Consider the following 19786-nt stretch of genomic DNA (forward strand, 5'->3'; position numbering starts at 1 on the left):
GTTCTGGATCATGCCGCCGTACCAACGGCATCTCGGCGCCTGTCGGCCCGCAGCCGGCTCCTCCACGACCTCATGCCGCGCGTCGACGTGGAACCCCTGGCCTACGCCCGGTGAGGAGACAGTCATGACAACCCAGCCCTTCATCCTGAGGCTGAGCCCGTCAAACGCGTCGGTGGAGGTCGAGAACGGCGTCGTGGCGGTCGTCGGCCGGCTCGCACGCGTAGACGACGCCACGGCGAGGAAGTGACGACCATGGACACATCGCGCGTCCCGTACGCTCCGGTCAGGGTGACCGCCGAACTCGACGCCCCGCTGTCGCGTTGGCTGTGGCTGGTCAAGTGGATCCTGGTGATCCCCCACTGGATCGTGCTGTTCTTCCTCTGGATCGCGTTCTTCGTCGTGACCGTGATCGCCTTCTTCGCCGTCCTGTTCACCGAGCGCTACCCGCGGGGCCTCTTCGACTTCAACCTGGGTGTGCTCCGCTGGTCCTGGCGCGTGTCGTACTACTCGTACGGCGCACTCGCCACCGACCGCTACCCGCCCTTCAGCCTGGGCGCCCAGCCCGACTACCCGGCCCGGCTCGACATCGCCTACCCGCAGCGACTCTCGCGCGCGCAGGTCCTGGTCAAATGGTGGCTGCTCGCCATCCCCCACTACCTGATCATCGCCTTCTTCACCGGCGGCATGCGCGCCGGCTGGTGGAGCGGCGGTCTGGTCACCCTGCTCACGCTCATCGCGGGCTTCGCCGTGGCCTTCAACGACCGGTATCCGCGCGACCTGTTCGCCCTGATCGTCGGCCTCAACCGCTGGGTCCTGCGCGTCGCCGCCTACGCGAGTCTGATGACGGACGCCTACCCGCCCTTCCGCCTCGACCAGGGCGGCACGGAGGCGGTAGCGGACAGGGGCCCGTGACGACGCCGCCAGGACCGCCGAAGCTCATCCGTGCCCCACACCAGAACGGGGAACGTCATGATGAGCAGGACGACGTCCAGGGGGAGGGCTGCGGTACCGAAGAGGCGCTGAAGCGGGGGCGCGTAGACGAGGGCGGCGGTGAAGGCCAGCTCGAAGGCGATGCCCGCAAGCAGCAGCGGGTTCGAGAGCACGCCGATGGCGCGGAGCGCTGCGTGGTCGGTGCGGGCGGCGAAGGCGGTTCCGACCTGACAGGTGACGATGCCCGGCGAAGGTGGCGGTGGTGGCCGTGACGTACGCGTGGTGCAGGGGACTGCCGGCCTCTGTCGGGTCGCCGGGCTGCCAGCTCGCACGCCAGAGTACGTAGAAGTAGCCGACCATCACGAGGACCGCCGACGTCAGCCCCAGGTAGCCCCAGCTGCGGACGAGCATGTCGCGGGAGATCACGCCCTGGTGTGGCGGCCGTGGTGGCCGTTCCATGATGCCGGGTTCGGAGCGTTCCCGGCCGAGGGCGAGGGCGGGCAGGGTCTCGGTTCCCAGGTCGATGGCGAGGATCTGCAGCACGGTGAGCGGCAGCGGGACCGCCCCTGCGGAGAGCGCGAAGACGAGGAAGGGCACGATCTCCGGGGTGGCGTGGGCGAAGATGTAGACGATGAACTTGCGGACGTTGTCGTAGACGCGGCGCCCGGACTCGATCGCGGTCACGATCGTGGCGAAGTCGTCGTCGGTGAGGACCATGGCGGCGGCTTCGCGGGCCACGTCCGTGCCCGAGCGGCCCATGGCCACGCCGATGTGCGCGCGATGCAGGGCCGGGGCGTCGTTCACTCCGTCGCCGGTCATGGCCACGATCCGGCCGTGCGCCCTCAGGGCGTCCGCCACCTTGAGCTTCGTCTCGGGCGAGGAGCGGGCGAAGACGATCTCCGCGTCGTCGTCCGTCAGGAGCCGGTCCAGTTCGTCGTCCGCCAGGGTCTCTGAGGTCGCGACGACCTGCAGTCGTGGCAGGCCGATGCCGACCTCGCGGGCGACGGCTGCGGCCGTGGCGCCGTTGTCCCCCGTGACGACGTGCACCCTCACCCCCGCCTCGTGGCAGCGGCGGACGGCTGCCTCCACCTCGGAGCGCGGCGGGTCGTACAGGCCGACGAGACCGAGCAGGGTCAGTCTCGACTCGGCGTCCTGGCGACGCGAGGGCCGCTCGGTGACCGTCGCCAGGTCGCGTACGGCCACGGCGAGGACGCGCATGCCTCCCTCGGCCAGCTCCTGTGCCGCCGCACGGGCGCGGTCCCCGCCTCCTTCCGGCCGCAGCCGGGCCAGAACCGCCTCAGGGGCTCCCTTGACCATGATCCGCGCGCGGCCCGGTGCCCGTTCGTCCCGCTGCACCACCGACATCAGCCGCAGCCGTGGGTCGAAGCGGAACAGCGCCAGCCGTCCCGCGTCGCGGCGGTCGGGGTCCACCGGGTCGCCGCGTTCGTCGGCCGCGGCGACGAGGGCCGCCTCGGTCGGGTCGCCGTGCGGTTCGCCGTCGGCGTCCTGGGTGACGGTGGTGCACAGCGCGGCCGTCCGCACCAACTCCTGCGCCCACGGGCCGGGTTCCGCGCCGTGGCCCGGCGTCCACAGGGCACGCAGACGCATCCGGTTGCGGGTCAGCGTGCCGGTCTTGTCCGTGCAGATGACATTGGTGGAGCCGAGCGTCTCCACGGCGCTCAGGCGTTTGACCAGAGCGCCTCGCCGGGCCAGAGCCCGGACGCCTACGGCGAGAGCCAGCGTGATGGTCGGAAGGAGTCCCTCGGGCACGTTGGCGACGAGCAGGCCGATGGCGAACATGAGGGAGTCGGTCACCGGAAGGCCGACCGCCACTCCGACGACGAGGAACACGACCCCCATGCCGGTGGCGACGCCGGCGATGAGCCAGGCGATCTTCTTGACCTGCCGTTCCAGGGGCTCGCCTCGCGCCGGGTGCGCTGGCTGAGCGCTGCGATCCGCCCCAGCTCGGTGCGGTGGCCCGTGGCGAACACGACGGCCCGAGCCTGCCCCTCCACGCAGGTCGTCCCGCTGAAGACGAGGTTCGGTTCCTCCAGGAGCGGGGCGCCGAGGAGTCCGGCGGCGGCCATCCGTTCGGCCGGCACGGACTCCCCCGTGAGCATCGACAGGTCGACCTCGACCCCGCCCTCCGTGACGCGCGCGTCCGCCGGGACCTTGTCACCCTCCTCCAGGAGGATCACGTCGCCCGGCACCAGGTCACGGGCCTCCACGGTGAGGGGCTTGCCGTCCCGCACGACGAGGGCCCGCTCGGGCAGATAGCGGGCGAGGGTCTCGACCGCGCGCTCGGCCTGCCGTTCCTGGAGCAGGGCGAAGGTCGCGTTGACGGCGATCACAGCGAGGATCGCCCAGCCGAGGACGGCCAGGTCCGCGACGAAGGCAAGAGCCGTGGCCGCCCAGAGCAACAGTGCCAGAGGATGGACCAGTTGACGGACCAGCTCCCGCGCGAAGGAGGGGTGCTCCTCGCGCCGTACTTCGTTCGGCCCGTGGACGGCGAGGCGACGGGCCGCTTCGCGGGCGGACAGCCCGTCCGGACCGGTCGCCAGTTCACGGCGCAGCCGGGGCAGTGGTTCGCTGGGGTCGGTGGGCAGCACCTCATCCGGTGCCCTGGCCTCTGCCTCGGGCGAGCGGCCGCCCGTTCGGTCAGTCATCGCCGCTCCCGGGGCCGCCGCCCCGCCGGAGCCGGCCCGACCAGACGGGTTCCACCTGCTCCCGCTCCCGCTCCCAGGCGGCGAGCCGGCGGCCGTCGGAGCGTCGTCGCGCGAGGGTGAGGAGGCCCGCCCTCGACGCCACGACCACTCCTGCGACAGCCGTGCCCCCGGCGAGCGCGGTCGATGCGAGGTCAGCGGTGCTGCCCGGCGGGCGGGTGGGGCTGCCTCGGTCATCCACCCAGATGGTCAGCCTGCGCCCCTGCGGAGTCCCGGGCGGAACGTCGATGGTCCCGGTCCTTCGGACGTCGTCGGGGTACTCCCAGACCGCCGGGTGCGACGGGCGCGGCTTGGCGCCCTGTCGGCTGCCGACGGGCGGGTCCTCGGCCTGCCCCGTCGTGATCGCCTGCACCTGGTGACGGTGGGCGGCGAGTTCGCGGTCTTCTCCGGCTCCGGCGGTCCATCGCATCCCGGCCGCGACGGCGCCACAGACGGGGGCGATCGGCAGGACCAGGATCAGAGCGGCGTGCCCTCCGGGCCTGCTCCCGGCCACGGTGGGCCCGCGGCCCGACGACTCGTGGCTCATGTCGAACCTCCGGGGTGTGGCAGCCCTTCGGGCGCCCGGGCGCCGCTGCTCAGCCCAGGGCGTCGAGCTCGGTTCCGATGTGGTGCGCCCACGCCTGGACCCGTTCCGGGTTGCGGAAGTCTCCGCCCTTGCCGTGGCGGACCAGGGACCGGGCGATCGGACCCGGCGTCTCGGCGGTCACCGCGCCGCCGAAGGTGACGTGCTCGCGTGCGCCGAGCTTCTTCATCCGGCGGGCCACCCCGGGCACGGGCGGGATCTCGTGCTGCTCGGCGGAGCTGTCGACGGGGCCGCTGCTGAAGAGCCAGACCGGCCGGTGACGGAGCTGCTCGGCATTGCGCCGGGCACACCGGCGCGCCTTGCCGTTCCAGTGCCCCGCGTAGAGGGCCCCGCCGAGGACGACTCCGTCGTAGCCGCTGACGTCGGTGACGGTGTCGGCGGGCAGAACGACCGCGTCGAGGCCGTCGGCCCGGAGCGTCCTGCCGATCTCGTCCGCGATGCCGGCGGTCGCGCCGTGCTTGCTGCCGTAGGCGACCAGGACGCGCTTGGGATTCATGACGTTGCCCCCTCGCCCCCGCTGTCGGCTCGGCGGACGGGGATGGTCCGGCGGGTCTCCGCCTTCTCCTCGGGCATCGGGACACGGATGGTGAGAATGCCGTCCGCGTACGAGGCGTCGACGTCATCGGCGGGGATCGTCGCCGGAAGGCGCACGGTCCGGCGGAAGGATCCGTAGCGGAACTCCGAGTGCTCCTTGTCCCTCTTGCTCTCACTGTGCTCAGCGCTCACCGTGATCAGGTTGTCGTCGACGGTGATGCCGATGTCGTCCGCGTCCATGCCCGGCAGCTCGGCGCGCAGCACGTACCCGTCGGCGTCGCTGAGAACCTCCACCGGGATGGAGTGGGCGGCGGTGGCGGGACGCCATCCGGGCAGCCCCGGGAACTCGCGGTTGAACAAGTCGTTGAAGTCGGGGAAGAGGCTGTGCCTGCGCTCCACATGGTGTCCGGTCATCGTTCCGCTCCTCGTCGTCGGATCCCGGGAAAGTGCCTGGGAGACCGGATCAGTCGGGGGGCCGGGTCCGGCTCCTGTAGTTCCGATCCTCCGCCCGGGCTTCCTGCGGCGCAGTGCCCAAGGGGGGTGCCCGGGAGGGCCGAGTGGGCCGTACCGGAAAGGGACCGACCGGCCCAATGGGTCCTGGTGTGCGCTGTTCGTGTGGTCAGCGGCAGATCTCCTCGACGAAGTGGCCCACCTGTTCCTCCGGCAGGTGCCGGGCGAGGTCCGCCTCGCTGATCATGCCGACCAGGCGGTGGTCTTCGATCACGGGGACGCGGCGGATGCGGTGGTCCTGCATGGTGCGCAGCACGTGCTCGGTGTCGGCGTCCGCGTCGACCGTCACCGGCTTGCCCTGGGCGAGGAGTCCGGCCGTCATGTGGTGGGGGTCCTTGCCCCTGGCGAGGCACTTCACCACGATGTCCCGGTCGGTGATGATGCCGTGGAGCCGGTTGTCCGGCCCACAGATGGGCAGCGCGCCGACGTCGAGTTCGCTCATCCGTCGTGCCGCGTCCATCAGGGTCTCGTTCTCCTGCACGCAGCTCGCGCCCGCGTGCATGATCTCCCGTGCGGTCGTCATGGCCTGCCTCCTTCTTTTCGAGCCCCCTGGTCGCGATCGGGTCGATTGCCGCGGTCAGAGAAGACCAGCGGGCACCTGGATGGTGTGGACCGCCCGCACGGGGCGCGCGTGCATCTGCACAGCGCTCGGGAGGCTCCCAGGTCCCGTGGGCAGCACATCACCCGCCTTCCGCCGCCCGGGCGACGGGGGTCGCGGCTCAGCGTCACGGGCGAGACTGCGTCGTGTCCTGCGGGGCATGGTCACTCCCCTTCCTTCGGAGACCCCGGCGAGCATCGCCTCCGCCTGGGCCAGGTGGCCTCCTCCGCTTCGAACGGTCGGCCGCCGAGGAGAGGAGGAGATGGCCGCTCCGACCCCGTCGAGCGGGGCCCCTCGTGCAGCCGGTCGATCTGTGCCTCCACGTGGCGGCGCAGGTCCCCGGTGGCGAGCAGTTCCCGGTATGCCTCGGCGGTGGTGGCGAACCCCGGAAGGATTCGGATGCCGGCGACGCCGAGCCGGTTGGTCAGTTCGCCGAGCGCGGCGTTCTTGCCTCCCGCGCGTCCGGCATCACGCCGCCCCGGCTCCGTGAACGGTACGACGCGGCGTATCGGTCCCCTGGTGTCCTCCACGGTTCTCACCGCGGCCTCAGTACGGGGCCGGACGGCCGGAGGGCGTCCGCGGTCGACTGATCCGGATCTGCTGCATGGTGTTCACCTCTCCCGGGATCCGGGGATCCGTCTGGCGGTCCGGAACCGATCTCGTCCTCCCACGGTGCCGCCCGGGGCGTGACACGGCACGGTGCCGAGCGGGTCAGCCGGTCGGAGCCGGTCGGTCCGTACGCGGCCGGGTCCGGTCGGCCCCGGCGGAGGTATCGTCCGCCCCCGCCGCATCGGGCAGGGGAACGGTGATCACAGGGCAGGCGGCATGGTGCAGCAGTCCGTGCACCGTGGAACCCAGCCGCATGCCGGAGTAGCCGCCACGGCCCCGTCGGCCGACGACCACGGCGAGGGCCTCCCGGGAAGCGCGGGTGAGCTCATCGACGGGGTGGCCGCGCATGACCTGCTGTTCTACGTGGAGGTCGGGGTGGCGTTCCGCGCATCCGGCCACCGCCTCGGCGAGCAGCCGACGGCGATCGGCCAGGCCCTCGGTCTCGTCGCCATGGGGCAGCAGAGGGCGGGGCCACACCCAGATCGCCATGAGGCGTGCCTCGCGCAGACTCGCCTCCGCCGCCGCGAAGGCGACGGCGGCCCGGCAGTCCCGGCTGCCGTCCACGCCGACCACGATCAGCGGCGGACGGACGGCCGTGTGCTCCGGTTCGCGGACCACCACCACGGCACAGTCGGCACGCGCCGCCAGCGGAACGGCCACCGAGCCCTCGCTGAGGACCTCGGCGGCCCTGCCGAGGCGCCGCGAGCCGACTACGGCGAGCGCGGTGCCCCGCGTCCTCTCGCGCAGCACGGTGGCGGGCGCTCCGTCGACGAGCTCCGTCACGGTCCACAGTCCCTCGTGCAACCCCCGTACGAGGTCCTGTGCGTGGGCGAGCGCCGACTCCCCACGGATGCGCAGGGATCTCTGGTGGGCACGGGCGTCGTATCCGAGCCGGTCGTGGACCGGGGGAACGGCGACGACCAGGCGCAGCCGGGCGCCTCTGCGTACGGCTTCGTCGGCGGCCCACACCAGGGCCGGGACGGACAGCTCGCGGGGGTCGACGCCGGCCAGTACGTCGCTCACGGCTCCTCGTCTCTTCTCACGACGGCAGACGGGACGATCTGCACCGGGCAGGGGGCGTGGTGGATCAGGGCGTGCGCGACGCGCCCCAGGGCCGGTCCGACGCCCAGTCGCCTGTGGCCGCGGCCCATCACGATCAGGTCGGTGCGGCTGCTCGCCTCGACGAGGATCCCCCCGGAGTGCTCGTGCCGGTCTCCACGTGGTGGCCGACGACCAGATCGGGGTAGAGCTCGCGGACGCGGTCGGCCAGGGCCTTCACCTCGAGTACCCGCTGCCGGGCGATCCCGTCCAGGTCGTCGAGCATGGTGGCGACGCTGCCGACATGGGTGAGGACGTTCCAGACGCTCACGATCCGCAGGGATGCCTTGCGGGCGTCGGCCTCGGCGGCGGCGAGGAGCAGACAGTCCAGATCCGTGGTGTCGCGTACGGCGGCGGTCACCGAGCCTGTGTCGGGTCGTTCGCCCTCCCCGCGTACGACGATCACGGGCACGTCGGCCCGGGCGGCCACGCCGAGCCCCACCGAGCCCAGCAGGAGGGCGGAGAAGCCGCCGAGGCCCCTGCTGCCCACGACGATCGTTCCCTGGTCGCCGGCAGCCGCCTTCAGTCCGGAGACCGGCTCCTGACGACTGAGCTCCTTGGTGACGTCGAGGTCCGCGAAACGCTCGTGGATCGTGCTCGCCGTCTCGGTCAGCAGGTCACGGCCCGCCTCGCGTACCGCCTGGATCGTCTCGGCGTCGGTCCAGTAGGCGCGCCGATCGGTGTCCGCGGCATGCACGAGGTGCAGGGGACGGCCCCGGCGATCCGCCTCGGCGGCGGCCCAGAGCGCGGCGGTGCGGGCCGCGGGAGACCCGTCGACTCCCACGACGACGTTGCCGAGCTCCGGCCGTACGGGGATGTCACTGGTCATGGTTCCTCCTGCGGAGTACCCGGGCCCCGAGGGCAACGCCCCGGAATCGGCATCTCCACGGTGACACCGTGGCGGGTCTCCCGGGGATGGGCCGTTCGGCCCTGATCAATGCCTGCTCGGCCCTCTGGTCGGGGTCCGCATCTCGGCCACGCGGCCCACGCGGTCATCCACCCCAGTCCCGCGCCGGTAACCGACGTGCCCTTGGGGTAGGCCGACGACGGCGTGTCTCGGCCCGGACCGGGAGGCGTGCATCGCCTCAAGGTCGAGGCCGAGGCCCGGACGACGTCCCGGGCGCGCCCTGCACCAGCACGCGTCGCCCTGTCACCCGGCGGGGGGAGAGCACGACGACGGTGTCCCTCCCTTCACCGGCCCACGGGGTCGAGTACGCGGCTGCTCGGAGCGTCTGGGCCGTGGCCGGGTCGGACACCTTGCGTACGGGGCCGGCCAGGAGAACGCTCCAGCCCTGGCTGAAGGCGTCATCCACGCGATCCTCTTCGAAGGCGATCGCCGCGCCGGTGACGGCCGCCCGCGCGAGCGGCGTGTCCTCCGCGGTCATGAACAGGACCTCTCTGCCCACGACCTGGTAGTTCACGGGGTAGATCTCCGGCCCGTCGCTTCCGGTGACGGCGACGCGACCGACGCCGTGGTCGTCGAGCAGCGCCCAGCATTCCGTCTCGTCGATGCCGACCATCCCGGCATGATGGCCGGCGTGGGCCTTTCCGGGCGCGAGATCCGCGGTGTACCCGGTCAGGTCCTGGACGGTCGTCTCCAGTGCGTTCGCGAGCCGGACCAGGAACTCGATGCCCGGGCTGGGCAGTTGCTCTTCCAGGAGTTCGATGTAGCCCGGTGTGGATCCGGCTCGTGCGGCCACGTCCTCGCGAGACAGGCCGAGACGGGTGCGCCTGGCCTCGATCCTGCGGCCGAGGTCACTCATCTGATGCCGGGCAGCGGAGGTCATCGTTCTTCTCCCTCGGGTGGGGCGGAGTGGTGCCGGGGAACGACGGCGACCGGACATGAGGCATGGTGGAGAGCCCGGTGGGCGACCCTGCCGAGTTCCAGCCCGATATGCCGGTCCCGGCGTCGCGCCCCGACGACCAGGAGGTCGGCGGCGGCGGAGCGGTCGGTCAGCGCTCGGTGGGCGGAGCCCTCGACCGTACTTCGCCGCAGCCGTACGTCGGGGTACTCGTTCGCCGCCGCCTCGAGGGCCTTGTCGAGCAGTTCGGAGGCGCGGTGTTCGAAGTACACGCCGGACTCACCGGTCATCAACGGGTGGTCGACGGGTTCATGCGCAGGGCGTCGCCAGGCCCGTACGACGTCGAGTTCCGCGTCCCGCGCCGCGGCCTCGCGGAAGGCGAAACGCACGGCCGGCGCGTCCACGTCGTGGTCGCCGACCCCCAGGAGGACCCGCTGATGGCGCGCCTCCAAGCCGTGCCGGTCCCCACGAACGACGACCACCGGGCCGTGTGCCCGGGCGGCCACGACGAGGCCGACGGACCCGAGCAGAAGATCAGCCAGCTCACCCCGGCCACGGGACCCCACGACCAGGAGCGCGGCCTCCTGTCCCTCCCTGAGCAGCGCCGTGGCAGCGTCCTCCGCGAGGACGTCCGCCGTGACGGCGAGACCGGGCGCGCGCCGCCGGGCCCGCTCCTCGGCGGTGCCGGCGATGTTCTCCGCGAGGACCTGTCCCTCCGGCCGGTCCGTGCTCCAGGACGGTACGACGCCCTCGTAGCGTTCCCACAGCGAGGCGTGCACGATACGCAGCGGGAGGCGGTGCCGTACCGCTTCGTCGACTGCCCAGTCCAAGGCTGTGAGGCTGGCGTCGGAACCATCGACGCCCACCACCAGGGGGCCCACCACCAGGCGCGATTCCATCGTCCCCACCACCTTCCGCGTACGAGATGGCTCCCTGCCACGCTCGCACCGGGCGCGGTGGCCGGATAGGGCCGGTCGGTCCCGGCCTCTGCCCGCCCAGGCCCTGCCGGCGCCGTGCGGACGAGACCGTCGGCAGGGCCTGGGCGGGCGGAAGGACCCCTCCGCTTCTCGCGGATCCCGATTGCGCGGTGCGCGGTACGAAGCCGCTGCTCCGCGTTCTCACGCGGGCTTTCCCCAGCTGCAGCGAACCATGGAGGCTCGGCGCACACCAGACGGTCGACCGGGCCCGAGCGGACCCCGGTCGGCCCCTTGGGCGCACTGTTGGGCGGCGGGAGATTGTGTGAGGTTCCGGTGCTGTCGCCCGGAGCTCCTCACGCGTCCGATGCCGGAGGGTGACTCCATACTCACCGTCCGGGTCGAGGACGGGTCGGTGACGCTCATGGGGTGCCTGCCGGACTCCGTCCCCGCGGATCTGGTCGTGCGACTCGCCCGTGCGGTGCCCGGGGTGGTCGACGCCGCTGCCGAGTTCACGGCCGCGGCGTGACCGACGTCCTGCCGGAGCGCGGGAAGTGCTGAACGTGCGCGTCCGGGCCCGGGAAGACCAGGGTGACCCGGCCCGTGTCCGACCAGCGGACATCGTAGGGCGGGGTACCGTCCGCGTGGTGCAGACCGACGATCTCTCCGTCGCGGCCTTCGTGACCGACGATGGCGCCTCCGACGATCAGCCGGTCGCCGACACGGGCCCACAGTCCGGCGCGGTCCTCGTCCGAGTGGTGTCGTGTTGCGGTCCCGGTCATGGCCCTCTCCTCCCGGCACGAGCGCGGAGCCACGAGGTCTCCGCGACCGTCGCTTCATCTCTCTCCACGTTGCGGGCGAACCGGCCGGCCCTCATAGGGGCCATCGGTCCCGGGTGGGGACCGTTCGGCACTGCTGCCGGGAAGGTCCGCGTATCAGGGTGGGATCCACGGGGACCGCCCGACCCGTGCAGGAGGAGCGTCATGGAGCACCGCACCGTGTTCGAAGTGATGACGCACCACGTGGTCACCGCGGCCCCCGCCACCTCCTTCGAGGAGATCGCGGGTCTGTTCGCGGATCACGACATCTCGGCGGTACCGGTCGTCGACGATGACCGACGCCCGCTCGGCGTGGTCTCGGAGGCAGATCTGCTGCGGTCCACCGCCGAGCTTCGCCTGGTGTCGGCAACGGACGTGTCCACATCGGAAAGGAGCGGGTGATGCGCCACCGCAGGATCGACGAGCTGATGACACGTGACGTGGTGAGCGTCCGCGGCGACGCGCCGTTCAAGGAGATCGTGCGGATCCTCGGACAGCACCGGGTCACCGCGGTGCCGGTGGTGGACGGCGACGGCCGGGTGCTCGGAGTCGTCTCGGAGGGTGATCTGCTGCGCAAGACGGCCGACCAGGCCGCATTCCCCGGAGACATGCCGGCCGTGCCGGGGCTCGAGGCATGGGCGCGGGCGAAGGCCGAGGGCACGCGCGCGGAAGAGCTGATGTCGGCGCCCCCGGTGTGTGTTCGCCCTGACTGGACGGTGGTGGAGGCGGCACGTCTGATGGAGGTGCAGGGCGTCAAACGGCTCGTGGTCGTCGACGAGGCGGACCGTCTGGTCGGCATCGTGAGCCGCCGGGACCTGCTGGGGATCTTTCTCCGCGACGACGACGACATCCGCCGCGAGATCACCGGCGACGTTCTCGGCGGCACGCTCGGCCTCGACCCGGGCGGACTGTCCGTCGAGGTGCACAGCGGTCGGGTGGAACTCGGGGGCACCGTGCCGTACCGGGGCATGATCCCGGCGATCGAGCGCATGTGCGCGACGGTCGACGGAGTGGTCTCGGTCTCCCGCACCCGGCTCACCTACGAGAACGACGACATCCCCACGGGAGGTGGACGGCCATGACACAGAGCATCGTGGTCGGAATCGACGGCACGGCGCAGGCGAACGCCGCCGCCGAGTGGGCTGCGGACGAGGCCGTGTTGCGCGGCACCGGAGTACACCTGGTCCATGCGAGAGAGCCGTGGCCGGAGTCGGTCGCTTCGCTCGCGGCGCGGGAGTCCCAGGAGCCCTGGGCCGAGGAGCTGCTCGCGCGTACGGCCGAAACACTGCGCACACGCCATCCGGAGCTGCCGGTGACGACCCGACTGCTGGCAGCGGGCCCCGTCCCTGGGCTCGTCGCCGCTGCCGAGGCGGGTGACCTCCTGGTCCTGGGATCACGCGCGCTGGGCGGTGTGGCCGGCTATCTGGTCGGCTCGGTCGGCCTGACCGTCGCCGGGGCCGTCGATCGGCCCCTCGTCCTCGTACGCGCCCTGGACAGCTCCGGCTCGGACGGGCCGGTCACGGTGGGGGTCGACGCGGAGCAGCCCGCGGACGTCGTCCTGGAGTTCGCGTTCGGGGAGGCATCCCGGCGCGGCACCGGTGTGAAGGCCGTGTACGCCCAGCAACTGCCTCCCTACGCCGGCCTTGGCCCGGCCATGGTGCCGGACATCCGCGCGGCCGTGACGCCGGAGATCGAGCGTTCCCTCGACGGTCTGCTCGATCCCTGGCGGGCCAAGTTCTCCGATGTCGACGCCACCGCACGCGTGGTGATCGGATCGGCCGGCGCCGAACTGGTGCAGGCAACCGGGGACGCCGGGCTCGTCGTCGTGGGCCGCCGCACGCGTCGTTCGGCTCTGGGCGCTCATATCGGCAGCGTGGCCCACGCCGTGCTGCACCACAGCCGGGCGCCCGTCGCCCTCGTGCCACACGACTGACGCCACGACCCTTCCTCCTGGTGGCACGGAGGTCGCGTTCGGCATCGGTGATGCCGGTCAGGGGCTTCCGGCGGGCACGAGAGGCCAGGGACACCGCCCCTCCGGCGGGGCACCCTCCGGAGTGGTCAGGCCGCGGTGCCGATGCGGGCGATGAGCAGCGCGATGTCGTCGTCCGCGGAGGCCGGGACGAGGTGGGTGAGCAGGCGGTCGCAGAGGGCGGGCAGCGACGGAGGGGGCTCCGTGAGCAGGTCGGTCAGTTCGGCGAGACGTGCGTCGATGTCGCTGTTGCGGGCCTCGACGAGGCCGTCGGTGTACAGGACGAGGAGGCTCCCGGGCGGCAGGGTGACCTCGGTGGTGGTGAAAGGGATGCCTCCGACGCCCAGCGGCAGGCCCGGAGGTACGTCGAGCAGCCGGGCCGTACCGTCGGGCAGGACGGCCGCCGGTGGCGGGTGGCCGGCACGGGTGATGCGGCAGTGGCCGGTGGCGGGGTCGACCACGACGGACAGGAAGGTCGCGAGCATGGGTTCGGCGAGGTCGTGCAGGGCGGCCTCCAGCTGGTACAGCACCTCCTCGGGGGCGACGTCGAGGCGGGCGAGGGCCCGGACGCTCGAGGACAGCCGCCCCATCACGGCCGCCGCCGCGGTCCCGTGTCCCATCACGTCGCCGATGACGAGCACCGCCCTGCCGTCCTCCAGGGCGATGACGTCGTACCAGTCGCCGCCGACCTCGTTGACGTCGCTGGCGGGCAGGTAGCGGTGGGCGACCTCGATCCCCGGCGGCGGGGTGATGTGCTGCGGCAGCATGCTCCGCTGCAGGACGGCGGCTGTGTCGTGTTCGCGGCGATAGAGGCGCGCGTTGTCGACGCACACCGCGGCGCGTGCCGCCAGTTCACCGGCGAGGGCGACCTCGTCCTCCGTGAAGGGTCCGACCGGTCGGTTCCGGTAGAAGGTGGCCAGGCCCAGCACCACGCCCCGGGCCGACAGCGGGGTCATCATGAACGAGTGCACTCCCAGCCGGAGCAGTTCCGCCGGCGTGGTGGAGTGGCCGGCCGCCGGGGCGATGGCCTGCTCGTCGAGCTCGGCTATGACGAACGGGCGGCGCGCGCCGAGCGCCCGGGTGTAGGGCGCGTTGGCGGGAAAGACGAGCGTGTGTCCCAGGGGGGCGAGGACGGTCGTGACGCGAGATCCGGTCAGTGGCGCCTTGGCCAGTCGGCGCAACGTGGCGCCCCCGATCAGGCCGGCGCCGAGTTCTTCGCCGGCCGCAAGGGTCTCCAGGACGTCGACGGTGACGGCGTCCGCGAGGTCGGGCACGGCGACCTCGGCGAGCTCCTGGGCGGTGCGTTCAAGGTCCAGGCTGGTACCGATCTTGCGGGTGGCCTCGTTGACCAGGGCGAGGTGGCGTCGGCCCGCGTCGGCTTCGATCTGCGCCCGCTGCTGGGCGGTGATGTCGATCAAGGTGGCGGCCACCCCGATCGGGCGTCCGTCGGCGTCCTCCAGCCGGACGTACGATCCCGACCACACGTGGTCGTGGTGAGGGTCGGCCGGGGTGCGGCCCGTACGGCGGGAATCCAGGACGGGCCTTCCCTCGTCCAGGGCCCGGCGCATCGCCCGCTCCATGTCCGCGGCATTGACATCAGGAAGGATCTCGACGAGGCGGCGTCCGATGTGCGCGGCCTGCGGGAGACCGTTCATCGCTTCCAGCGCCGGGTTGACCCGAAGGAACCGCAGCTGGGTGTCCAAGACCGCGATGCCTACCGGAGAACGGGAGAACAAGCCGTCCCACACCGCCGACGAGCCGCGAATCCTTCGTGCGGCCTCGGCCTCCGCGGCGAACACCAGAACCGTGGTCCCACCCCGGTGCCGGGCCGGAACCGGGCACGCCCAGACCTCCAGGTCCAGCGGGCGTCCTTCCTTGTGCCAGGCGGTCACCGTGCCCATGACCCCGCGCCCCGTGGCCGCGCCCTCCCACAGCGACCGGCCGAGACCGCGGTCCGCGCCCGGGTGGAGCAGGTCGGCGATGTGCCGGCCGAGCACTTCGTGCGCGGTGTAGCCGAGCAGGTCCTCCGCCGCGTGGTCCCAGCGCACGATCGCCCCGTCCGCGCTGGTGGCCACTACGGCGACCGGCAGGGCCCCGAGCCATCCGCCCGCGTCCCGGGCCGCGCTGGTGGTCACTTCGTCGAAGGGCACCTCTTGCATCGCGCATCGCCACCGCGATTCTCGTCCGTACGCACCCCTGGACGGCTGCCGTCATCCTCAGTATGGGCGTACGCGGCCGGATCGTCGCGCGAACCGGGCGCGCCGGTCTCCGCCCGACAAGCTCAGCCGCGGGCCCCGACAGGTCGCAGCCGTACCGCCGTGACCTTGTACTCCGGGCACGAGGTCACGGTGTCTGCGTTCTCCGACGTGAGGGAGTTGACCCCCTCGTCCGGGAAGTGGAACGCGCAGAAGACCTGCCCCGGGGCGACGTCAGGGCCGACTCGGGCGATCAGCCGTGCCTGCCCGTGGCGGCTGTCGACGGTGACGGGGGCGCCGTCCCGCACCCCGTACCGAGCCGCGTCCTCGGGATGAAGGTCCAGCAGCCCGCGGGCGTCGAGCAGGAGGTTTCCACCGCGCCGGGTCATGCTGCCGGAGTTGTAGTGGGCCCAGCGGCGTCCCGTGACGAGCAGGATCGGGTAGTCGCCGTCCGGCTCCTCTCCAGGCGGCAGATAGGGCGCGGCGGAGAGATGGGCGAGGCCGTCGGGTGTCGCGAACCGCTCCGCGTACAGGGTGGCTTCGCCGGGGCGGTCCGACGAGGGGCAGGGCCAGGGCACGGCGCCCTCGGTGTCGAGGCGGGCGTGCGAGAGGCCGGCGAAGACCGGAGCGACGCGTCCGCACTCCGTCAGGGCCTCGGCGGGAGCGGGGCATCCCAGGTCGGCGCCCATCGCGGCGGCGACGGCTTGAACGACGGCGAAGTCGGTACGGGCCGCGTCCGGCGGCCGCACCGCGGGCCTTACGCGCTGGAACCTTCGGTCGAAGTTGACGAAGGTTCCGTCCTTCTCCAGCCAGGAGGCCACGGGCAGGACGACGTCCGCGTGCCGGGCGGTCTCGCTGAGGAACAGTTCGTTGACGACGACCAGCGGGCAGGCGTCGAGGGCGTCGGCGACGCGTCGGCTGTCCGGGTCGGTCGCGCACACGTCCTCCCCGATGATCCACAGCGCGCGCAGTCGCCCCTCGCGGGCAGCCTCGAACATCTCGGGGATCCGCATCCCCGGTGTCGGCGGGACCGGCCGGCCCCACACCGCTTCGGCGCGGGCACGGGCTTCACGGTCGGTGACCCGGCCGTACCCGGGCAGCAGATCGGGCAGGGCGCCCATGTCCGACGCGCCCTGAACGTTGTTCTGGCCGCGGAGGGGGCTGATGCCGAAACCACGCCCGGTGCCACCGACGGCGCCGCGCAGGATGGGCAGGTTGGCGAGGGAGCGTACGCCGTCGGTGCCGTGCAGGTGTTCGGTGACCCCGAGCCCGTACAGGACGGCAGGGCGGTCGGCCCTGCCGTAGAGCCGGGCCGCCTGAGTGATGTGGTCGGCGGGGACGCCCGTGATCTCGGCGACCCGCTCGGGCGCGTAGCCGGACAGCAGCGTGGTGAGTTCGTCGAGTCCGGTGACGCGTTCGCGCAGGAACCCGGGGTCGGTCAGACCCTCGGCGACCAGGACGTGGGCGAGGCCGTGGAAGAGGGCGACGTTCGTGCCGGGCCGGGGCCGGAGATGAACGTCGGCGTGGCGGGCGAGTCCGACGGCGCGCGGGTCGGCGACGATGAGTCGAGCGCCGCCGAGGGCCCGTTGGAGGAGTCGGGCGCCGACGACCGGGTGGGCCTCGACGGGGTTGGCTCCGACGACGAGGAAGCAGTCGGCGGTCTCGACGTCGCCGAAGGGGTCGGTGCCACCGGCCCGCCCGAAGGACGCGGTGAGTCCGGCCGCGGAAGGTGCGTGGCACAGGCGGGAACAGTTGTCGACGTTGTTGGTGCCGATGACCGTCCGCAGGAACTTCTGGACGAGGTAGTTCTCCTCGTTGGTGGCGCGGGCGGAGGAGATCGCGGCGACCGCGTCGGGCCCGCCCTGCTCGACGGCGGCGCGCAGCCCGTCCACGACGACGCCGATCGCCTCGTCCCAGCTCACCGGTGTGAGGACGCCGTCGCGGCGTACCAAGGGCTCGGTGAGGCGTTCGGCCGACGTGAGGTAGCCGTACGAGAAACGGCCCTTCACACAGGCGTGCCCCCGGTTGACCGGCCCGTCCGGCGCAGGAAGCACGGCCGCGACCCGGTCGTCGCGGACGACCACGTCGAGGGCGCAGCCGACACCGCAGTACCCGCACGTGGTGCGGACCCGGTCGGGATCCGGCTGCCGGGAGGTAAGGCCCTCGCCGGGCCCGGGCTGGGTGATCGCGCCGGTGGGGCAGGTGTCGACGCAGCCGCCGCAGGCCACGCAGTCGGAATCGGCCCATGCACCGCCCGTGCCGGGGGCGACGACCGTGTCGGCGCCGCGTCCGGTGAGGGTGAGGGCGAAGGTGCCCTGCACGTCGGAGCACATGCGGACGCAGCGCCCGCAGGCGATGCACAGATCCCGGTCGAGATGGACGTACGGGTGCGTGTCGTCGCGCCCGCGCAGGGGTGTCAGGGATGTCCCGTCGCTGTCGGGCTCGATGCTCAACGTCCGGCACACTGCGGCGAGTTCGCTGGGAGCCTCGTCCGCGAGCGCATGCGGCGGGAGCGCCGAGGCGATGAGGGCGACGGCGTCCCGGCGCAGGTTGCGTACCTCTTCGCCGGAGGCGTCCACCGTCATGCCCGGTGTGGCGGGCGTGACGCAGGCGGCGACGGTCCGCCCGTCGGCTTGGACGAGGCAGGTCCGGCAGGAGCCGGCCGAGCGGAGGCGGTCGTCGTGGCAGAGGGTGGGCAGCTCGGCGCCGGCGGCCCGTGCCGCGTCGAGCAGCGTCGCTCCGGCGGGCAGGTCGACCGTGCGCCCGTCGATCTGGAGGCGTGTCATCGGTCCCACCCCGCCAGGGCTGTGCCGTACGCCCGGGCGAGGCTGCGGACGGCGAAGGGGACGCGCCGGCCGAAGGCGCACAGGCTCGCCTCGGTCATCAGGCGGGCCATCCGCTCGATCGTCTCCCCGGGCGGGCCGCCGGCACGGGCGATGGATAGACCACGCCGGGTGCCGACGCGGCACGGCGAGCAGGCCCCGCAGCTCTCATCGGCGGCGAATTCCCAGATGTGGCGGAGTAGTTCGACCGGCTCGGTGTCCGCGTCGAAGGCGACCATCCCGGCATGTCCAAGTGCGGCGCCGCGGTCCGTGAGCGCCTGGCTGGACAGCGGGGTGTCCAGCGCGTCGGAGGCGAGGAAGCCGCCGAGGGGGCCGCCGATCTGGAGGGCGACGAGCTCGCGACCGTCCTTGAGTCCGCCTCCGTACCGGCGGACGATGTCCTGTACCGGCAGTCCGAGTTCGACCTCGTACGCGCCGGGGCGGGCGAACCGCTCGGACAGACAGACCAGTTTCGTGCCGGTCTCGCCCGGGGCGCCGCGCCGCGCGTAGGCCGGCCCGCCGTGCTGGACGATCCAGGGAACGGAGGCGAGCGTCTCCACGTTGTTGACCGCCGTGGGCGCGTCCCACAGGCCGTGGTCGGTCGGGTACGGAGGTCGGGGGCGCGCCACCCCCCGGGCGCCCTCGAGGCGGGCGATGAGCGCGGTCTCCTCGCCCGCGACGTAGGAGCCGGCCCCTTCGACGATCTCGACGAAGGGCCGGGGTCCGGCCGTCTCCGCTGAGGGAGCCAGTTCTCCCGCCGCTGTCGCGGACTCCACCGCACGGCGCAGCTCGGCCATCGCCCTCGGGTACTCGGAGCGCACGAGGACGACCCCGCGCCGCGCGTCGCAGGCGAGGCAGGCCAGGGCGAGCCCGGCGAGGACCCGTTCGGGATCCTCTTCCATCAGCAGCCGGTCGGCGTACGAGCCCGGGTCGCCCTCGTCCCCGTTGGCGACGACGACGGCGCCCGCTCTGCCCGACACGGCCCGCCACTTGTCCGACACGGGGAAGCCGGCGCCGCCCCGCCCGCGCAGCCCGGAGGCCGCCACCTCTTCGAGCACGTCGTCAGGGCGCAGGCTGTCCCGCGCACGTCGCCAGATGTCCCAGGCGGACTCGCCGTTCACGATGCCGGCGAGCAGCACCGGCGCACCAGTGGTGTCGGCGGCGGGGATGCCGGGTACGCGGGGTTCCGCACGGCCGGCGAGCTGGTCCGCGAGATCGGCCCCGGCCCGAGGCCGGGTTCCGTCGAGGGCGGCGGGGCCCGCGTAGCAGTAGCCGAGGCAGTGGACCCCCTGCAGCGAGGTGCGGCCGTCGGCGGAGACGTTCCCGGCTGTCACGCCGAGCACCTCCTCCACCTCCCGCACATGCCGTCCGCCGCGGGCGGCGAAGCACGCCGTCGCCGTGCACACACGCACGTGGCGCTCGCCACGCGGGGCGGCGAGGTCGGCGAAGTACGTGGCGGGGCCGAGCCCGGCGGCGGCGGGCAGTCCGGCCGCCGCGGCGGCCTCGGGCGCCCATTCCTCGGGCGCACCGTCGGTACCCGCCCTGGCCCGCTCCAGCCTGGCCGACAGCGAGTCACCCTGTGCTGCGCGCCGTGCGGTGAGCGCACGGAACGCGTCGCGAGGTCCGCCCGACTCCGCGGGCGACCGACAGGCCATGGCCCCAGAATGACCTGGTGCGACCA

20 protein-coding genes and 1 pseudogene are annotated in these 19786 nt (G+C 72.7%); 5 read left to right on the forward strand and 16 right to left on the reverse strand.

Annotated elements, in window-relative coordinates; all coding sequences use genetic code 11:
• The first annotated feature begins 124 nt into the window (after positions 1 to 124).
• Positions 125 to 247 carry a hypothetical protein gene (locus IF73_RS42505; RefSeq protein ID WP_267883559.1) on the forward strand — a complete coding sequence of 41 codons (123 nt, stop codon included), beginning with the start codon at positions 125 to 127 and terminating at the stop codon, positions 245 to 247.
• 5 nt (positions 248 to 252) lie between these two features.
• Positions 253 to 912: a DUF4389 domain-containing protein gene (locus IF73_RS0100805; RefSeq protein ID WP_037877926.1), complete on the forward strand. Its 660-nt coding sequence runs from the start codon at positions 253 to 255 to the stop codon at positions 910 to 912.
• Here IF73_RS0100805 and IF73_RS42510 read toward each other — a convergent pair.
• From IF73_RS42510 to IF73_RS0100865, 13 genes and pseudogenes are all read right to left on the reverse strand, one after another.
• Complete coding sequence (locus IF73_RS42510) at positions 852 to 1262, reverse strand: cation-translocating P-type ATPase C-terminal domain-containing protein (protein WP_267883562.1); 411 nt, start codon at positions 1260 to 1262, stop codon at positions 852 to 854. The two genes, IF73_RS0100805 and IF73_RS42510, sit on opposite strands and share 61 nt — an antisense overlap.
• Positions 1237 to 3449, reverse strand: a pseudogene (locus IF73_RS37330) (cation-translocating P-type ATPase); the annotation flags it as partial. The gene IF73_RS42510 and the pseudogene IF73_RS37330, both read right to left, overlap by 26 nt.
• Before the next feature lie 139 nt (positions 3450 to 3588).
• The gene (locus IF73_RS38485) at positions 3589 to 4179 is read right to left on the reverse strand and encodes a hypothetical protein (protein ID WP_051716450.1); all 591 of its coding nucleotides are present in this window, start codon (positions 4177 to 4179) and stop codon (positions 3589 to 3591) included.
• 49 nt (positions 4180 to 4228) lie between these two features.
• Complete coding sequence (locus tag IF73_RS0100820; protein WP_031002290.1) at positions 4229 to 4732, reverse strand: flavodoxin domain-containing protein; 504 nt, start codon at positions 4730 to 4732, stop codon at positions 4229 to 4231.
• A complete protein-coding gene (locus IF73_RS0100825; RefSeq protein WP_031002291.1) occupies positions 4729 to 5184 on the reverse strand; it encodes an Hsp20/alpha crystallin family protein in 456 nt (151 codons plus the stop codon). The genes IF73_RS0100820 and IF73_RS0100825 overlap by 4 nt, the downstream gene beginning before the upstream one ends.
• A gap of 205 nt (positions 5185 to 5389) precedes the next feature.
• On the reverse strand, positions 5390 to 5803 hold the full coding sequence (locus IF73_RS0100830) for a CBS domain-containing protein (RefSeq protein WP_031002292.1): 414 nt from the start codon (positions 5801 to 5803) through the stop codon (positions 5390 to 5392).
• A 239-nt stretch (positions 5804 to 6042) separates the two neighbouring features.
• Positions 6043 to 6417 carry a PEP/pyruvate-binding domain-containing protein gene (locus tag IF73_RS39260; RefSeq protein ID WP_324616063.1) on the reverse strand — a complete coding sequence of 125 codons (375 nt, stop codon included), beginning with the start codon at positions 6415 to 6417 and terminating at the stop codon, positions 6043 to 6045.
• A 172-nt stretch (positions 6418 to 6589) separates the two neighbouring features.
• Positions 6590 to 7510 (reverse strand): universal stress protein, encoded by a 921-nt coding sequence (locus IF73_RS0100840; RefSeq protein WP_063833395.1) that lies wholly within the window; start codon positions 7508 to 7510, stop codon positions 6590 to 6592.
• On the reverse strand, positions 7507 to 7638 hold the full coding sequence (locus IF73_RS42685; protein ID WP_324616064.1) for a universal stress protein: 132 nt from the start codon (positions 7636 to 7638) through the stop codon (positions 7507 to 7509). Before IF73_RS42685 ends, IF73_RS0100840 begins: the two co-directional genes overlap by 4 nt.
• Positions 7639 to 7643: 5 nt before the next feature.
• Positions 7644 to 8414, reverse strand: coding sequence for a universal stress protein (locus IF73_RS37340; RefSeq protein WP_324616065.1), 771 nt, complete (start codon positions 8412 to 8414; stop codon positions 7644 to 7646).
• Between the two features lie 256 nt (positions 8415 to 8670).
• Positions 8671 to 9372 carry a helix-turn-helix domain-containing protein gene (locus tag IF73_RS0100850; RefSeq protein ID WP_031002295.1) on the reverse strand — a complete coding sequence of 234 codons (702 nt, stop codon included), beginning with the start codon at positions 9370 to 9372 and terminating at the stop codon, positions 8671 to 8673.
• The gene (locus IF73_RS0100855; protein WP_031002296.1) at positions 9369 to 10286 is read right to left on the reverse strand and encodes a universal stress protein; all 918 of its coding nucleotides are present in this window, start codon (positions 10284 to 10286) and stop codon (positions 9369 to 9371) included. Before IF73_RS0100855 ends, IF73_RS0100850 begins: the two co-directional genes overlap by 4 nt.
• A gap of 527 nt (positions 10287 to 10813) precedes the next feature.
• Complete coding sequence (locus IF73_RS0100865; protein ID WP_051716451.1) at positions 10814 to 11083, reverse strand: DUF1918 domain-containing protein; 270 nt, start codon at positions 11081 to 11083, stop codon at positions 10814 to 10816.
• Between the two features lie 201 nt (positions 11084 to 11284).
• Here IF73_RS0100865 and IF73_RS0100870 point away from each other — a divergent pair, with 201 nt between their 5' ends.
• From IF73_RS0100870 to IF73_RS0100880, 3 genes are read left to right on the forward strand one after another with little or no spacing between them, the layout of a single operon-like run.
• Entirely contained in the window at positions 11285 to 11521 is a 237-nt protein-coding gene (locus IF73_RS0100870) for a CBS domain-containing protein (protein WP_031002298.1), read from the forward strand.
• A complete protein-coding gene (locus IF73_RS0100875; protein WP_031002299.1) occupies positions 11521 to 12201 on the forward strand; it encodes a CBS domain-containing protein in 681 nt (226 codons plus the stop codon). Before IF73_RS0100870 ends, IF73_RS0100875 begins: the two co-directional genes overlap by 1 nt.
• The gene (locus IF73_RS0100880; protein WP_031002300.1) at positions 12198 to 13052 is read left to right on the forward strand and encodes a universal stress protein; all 855 of its coding nucleotides are present in this window, start codon (positions 12198 to 12200) and stop codon (positions 13050 to 13052) included. Before IF73_RS0100875 ends, IF73_RS0100880 begins: the two co-directional genes overlap by 4 nt.
• 125 nt (positions 13053 to 13177) lie before the next feature.
• On the opposite strand, the gene IF73_RS0100885 is transcribed toward IF73_RS0100880, so the two are convergent.
• The 3 genes from IF73_RS0100885 to IF73_RS0100895 all read right to left on the reverse strand — a co-directional run bounded on the left by IF73_RS0100885 (position 13178) and on the right by IF73_RS0100895 (position 19760).
• Positions 13178 to 15247, reverse strand: a complete 2070-nt coding sequence (locus tag IF73_RS0100885; protein WP_031002302.1) for a SpoIIE family protein phosphatase — start codon at positions 15245 to 15247, stop codon at positions 13178 to 13180.
• Between the two features lie 122 nt (positions 15248 to 15369).
• Positions 15370 to 18069: a formate dehydrogenase subunit alpha gene (gene fdhF / locus IF73_RS0100890; RefSeq protein ID WP_031002305.1), complete on the reverse strand. Its 2700-nt coding sequence runs from the start codon at positions 18067 to 18069 to the stop codon at positions 15370 to 15372.
• A complete protein-coding gene (locus IF73_RS0100895) occupies positions 18066 to 19760 on the reverse strand; it encodes an NAD(P)H-dependent oxidoreductase subunit E (protein WP_037877929.1) in 1695 nt (564 codons plus the stop codon). The genes fdhF and IF73_RS0100895 overlap by 4 nt, the downstream gene beginning before the upstream one ends.
• Between the last annotated feature and the right edge of the window lie 26 nt (positions 19761 to 19786).

The sequence above is a fragment of the Streptomyces sp. NRRL F-5727 genome, assembly GCF_000719555.1.
Classification (GTDB): domain Bacteria; phylum Actinomycetota; class Actinomycetes; order Streptomycetales; family Streptomycetaceae; genus Streptomyces.